4 protein-coding genes and 1 pseudogene are annotated in these 3,696 nt (G+C 43.8%); 3 read left to right on the top strand and 2 right to left on the bottom strand.

Annotated features, from left to right (window positions below):
- Positions 1-364 (top strand): annotated as a pseudogene (locus tag B2U10_RS14330) (hypothetical protein); the annotation flags it as partial.
- Positions 365-420: 56 nt separating this feature from the next.
- On the opposite strand, the gene B2U10_RS14325 reads toward B2U10_RS14330, so the two are convergent.
- Positions 421-1,164, bottom strand: a complete 744-nt coding sequence (locus tag B2U10_RS14325) for an ABC transporter permease (protein ID WP_035409387.1) — start codon at positions 1,162-1,164, stop codon at positions 421-423.
- Positions 1,142-2,059 (bottom strand): ABC transporter ATP-binding protein, encoded by a 918-nt coding sequence (locus tag B2U10_RS14320; protein WP_035409389.1) that lies wholly within the window; start codon positions 2,057-2,059, stop codon positions 1,142-1,144. The genes B2U10_RS14325 and B2U10_RS14320 overlap by 23 nt, the downstream gene beginning before the upstream one ends.
- Before the next feature lie 152 nt (positions 2,060-2,211).
- Here B2U10_RS14320 and B2U10_RS14315 point away from each other — a divergent pair, with 152 nt between their 5' ends.
- Complete coding sequence (locus tag B2U10_RS14315) at positions 2,212-2,682, top strand: GNAT family N-acetyltransferase (RefSeq protein WP_052019076.1); 471 nt, start codon at positions 2,212-2,214, stop codon at positions 2,680-2,682.
- A gap of 26 nt (positions 2,683-2,708) precedes the next feature.
- A partial coding sequence (locus B2U10_RS14310) for a HAMP domain-containing protein (RefSeq protein ID WP_290788485.1) occupies positions 2,709-3,696 on the top strand: 988 nt, incomplete at its 3' end.

Raw genomic sequence — 3,696 nt, 5'->3', positions numbered from 1 at the left:
CTTATCAATCCATCAATTGATCTACACACCACAAGGACTATGGATGCGCGCCTTGTACATGTTAATCGGTATGCCGTTGATTTCACTTGGACTTGCACTTTATCTCCAGATCGGCTTCGTGTTGATGCCGCCAGATTACTTGATGAAATCACTCATCACCCGCTTTAAAAGTACATCAATCGGAGCAACGATTAGTCTCGGGATTCCTTTTTTGATTGCCAGTCTCTTTTCACTGATTGAACGTCAATTGATCGGCATCGGAGTCGGAACTTTTATTTTCTTAATATTGAATGGTCCGCTGATTGAATGGTTTCAGCGACTGTTCCCGATTTCGGCTCGTCCGCCTAAACGAACTAGTTCTTAAATACTCAAAGAAAAGAGTTGCTCACAGACAAATTCGTCCGTGAGCAACTCTTTTCTTTACGTGTAGGATTTTCTCTGGAAAACAAGAATTGACGCGCCTAATAAGACGATGATATGCGCCATTACGAACAAGACGGAGAATGTTAAAGATGTTCCCATTGCTTCACTGATACCATAGGAAACAGAATCCTTGAAATACATCGACCAGTCCAAGTGCATGAATACGATCCATTTGGCAATCGCTGGTTTAAAGCCGATCAATAGACTTCCCGCAATGCTCGTAAAGAACTGCGCTAATACGGTAAAGCCAATGATCATACCGACCGAGCGGAATAATAATGAGAAGAACAACGTCATAAATATCGTAAAAATCGGACTGACGACCTCAACGATCGTGTCGCGGAACAGGATCGGATCTCCTACCTCTGAAAACACAAATGAGCCTGCGTAGACGATCGCAGCAATGAACACGAATTGGAATAACATGATCAAGATCGAGAAGATCAGCTTCGAGAAATAAATCGTCATTCGTGAATATGGACTCATTAATAGATGTTTCATCGTATCATACCGTACTTCATTCCCGATAGCTTCTGCCGTGAAGACAATCGTGATGATCCCTAATAAGGAGGTCAACAACACAAACGTTAAGGAATAGTAATCATAGCGTGTGAACTCAAAATCATTTGTCTTCGCCACAATGATAATACCAACCGCAATGACGACATATAGCGCTAAGACGATTTTCGCTTTTTTAGTCGTCCACCATTTCATCCATTCATTTTGTATGAGCGAAAGCATGTGAATCCCCCTCTTTTTTCGTTACTTGCAGGAATTGTTCTTCGAGCGTCAAGCGTTTGACGGTCAATTCATGTAAGTCAGCAATCGGCACGACAAGTCGGGCAATCGCCGGACACTCACTTTCTGGTGCTGTGATGATGATTTGTTCATCAAGTACTTCTGATGGATAGTTCGCGATGCGAAGGGCTTCAAGTACGTCAGTCATCGCTTCCTTATTGACGCGAAGTGCCACCTTTGCTCCGGTTTCGTTACGAACCGATTCGACCGACTTGATGACACCTTGATCAATGATGGCATATCGATCACTGATTTGTTCCATTTCACTCAGCATATGACTTGAGATCAAAATTGCGATATCCTGCTCACGCGCCATTTGTCGTAAATACTCACGAAGTTCTGCGATCCCGGACGGATCTAGACCATTTGTCGGTTCATCTAAAATCAAGACGCGCGGATTATGTAACAACGCGCGAGCAATTCCAAGACGTTGCTTCATTCCGAGTGAATACTCTCCAACTTTCTTCGAAAGCTTTCCTTCTAAACCAACGAGACGAGCAAGTGCGTCATAGTCGACTTGTCCGAGTCCTGGAATCAGGTTTTTTGCATGTATCAAGTTTTGTTTGCCTGTTAAATAAGGATAAAAAGCTGGATTTTCAACGATTGCTCCGATTTGCGTCAATGCCTTCGAACGCTCTTCTACGACATCATAGCCATTGACCGTGACTCGCCCAGCATCCTGCTCAAGCAGACCCGTGATGATACGAATCGTTGTCGTCTTCCCTGCCCCATTTGGTCCGAGGAAGCCGAACACTTCTCCTGGGGATACCTCAAAACTGACGTCTTTTAGAATTTGCTCTTTTCCGAGACGCTTTGAGATATTTTCAATCTTTAACATCTGCTCTTCCTCCTCATTCATATTTTGTCTATGCTATATAGTGTACGTGAATTCCCTGCGAAAGTTTCTTTTCTTACAAATATGTAATCTGATTCCAAATAAAAATCCGCTAACGCAGAAATTTGAGACTAAATAAGGAATGGAGTCTTCAGATGATTCTTTTTGAAGAAATGACACGTGAACATTTTCCGATCGTTCAATCACTGTACGCAAGCGTTCCAGAGTATGCATGCCTAGAAGAACGGGCACTACCACTCTCTGATTCGATCTTACAGGAGGAATTCTTGAATCCCGATACTGTATCGCTGATCGGGTATATCGATGGAGAACCTGTCTTACTGATTGACTACCTCCCAAAGCATCCGCAAGACGGTACAACGTGGATTGGTTTATTTTTACTTGATGCTTCTCATCATGGCACCGGAACGGGTAGTCGGTTACTGTCCGCCTTTTTCAATCAATTCTTAAGTCGAGAGTCACAGATTCATCTCGCCGTATTACCTGATAACGTAAAAGCCCGACGGTTTTGGGAAAAACATGGATTCCGCTACGTACGAACGAGCATCTCGAACCGTAAACAGCAAGTAGACGTCTATGTATATGAGTCAAACAAAAACAAATGAGAAACGTATGAATGGAGTATCACACAATGTCCAGACCCTCACTTCGCTTTGACATCCTGTTAGCGGGATTGATTTCCCTATTATTTTTAAGCATGACGCTGTTGTTGACCTTCTTCATCAGTCAACACGCGACAAGCCGACTCCAATCGGAAGTCGGAATGAATCTGTCAACGACTGCTCATCAACTATCCGACAAGCTCGATCATTACATGTGGTCACGCTATGCAGAAGTGAAGTTGCTTGGCTCTTTATCAACGATTCAACAAACAGATCAAAAAGTAGAAACACGTCGGACACTAGAGGAGTTACAACGACAGATTCCCGACTTTTCTTGGATTGGTCGTTTAGATGCGAACGGTAAAGTCATTGCGTCAACGAACCAGATTCTTGAAGGAACATCGATCAAAGAACGACCTGTTTTTCAAGAAGCATTATCGCAACCATTCATCGGTGATGTTCATGAAGCCGTCCTACTCGCAAAATTATTGCCGAATCCAAGTGGTGAGCCACTCCAATTTGTCGATATAAGTACACCTTTATATGATAAGGGACGATTTTCCGGCGTCCTCGCGACACACCTCAGTTTCGAGTGGGCTAAAGCGATTGAACAAAGTTTCCAGAGCGCTACCTCTTCTCTCCAAAAAGTCGATGTCTTCATCGTTAGTCAAGATCGAAAGACGATTTTGCTTGGACCAAACGGATGGAGTGGTAAGACATTGCCTACTAGTGTAACGCTCACTTCGAATGCTCCTGCGACCGCTTTTTGGAAAGAGAAAGAATTCGTCTCTGGTCAAAGTACGAGCCGTGGTTACAAAGACTATGATGGACTAGGTTGGACGGTTCTTGTGCGTCAACCGACATCGATTGCCTTCGCTGATGCCGACGCTTTACGCCAAACGATTTTTATCGCTGGGTTAATTGCCTCTCTCATTACAGCTCTGCTTGGGTGGATGTTAGCGAAACTGCTGACTCGACCACTCTTAAAAATCACGCATGCCGCACAACAAATGCAAG

Source organism: Exiguobacterium sp. UBA7533 (assembly GCF_002479335.1).
GTDB lineage: Bacteria > Bacillota > Bacilli > Exiguobacteriales > Exiguobacteriaceae > Exiguobacterium_A.
The sequence above is the reverse complement of the archived record's forward strand: the minus strand, read 5'-3'. Positions and strand labels throughout refer to the sequence as shown.

Bases quoted from the DNA above. Each gene is read 5' to 3' on its own strand.
- B2U10_RS14320 (WP_035409389.1), bottom strand. From the start codon at position 2,059: ATGTTAAAGATTGAAAATATCTCAAAGCGTCTCGGAAAAGAGCAAATT.
- B2U10_RS14315 (WP_052019076.1), top strand. From the start codon at position 2,212: ATGATTCTTTTTGAAGAAATGACACGTGAACATTTTCCGATCGTTCAA.
- B2U10_RS14325 (WP_035409387.1), bottom strand. From the start codon at position 1,164: ATGCTTTCGCTCATACAAAATGAATGGATGAAATGGTGGACGACTAAA.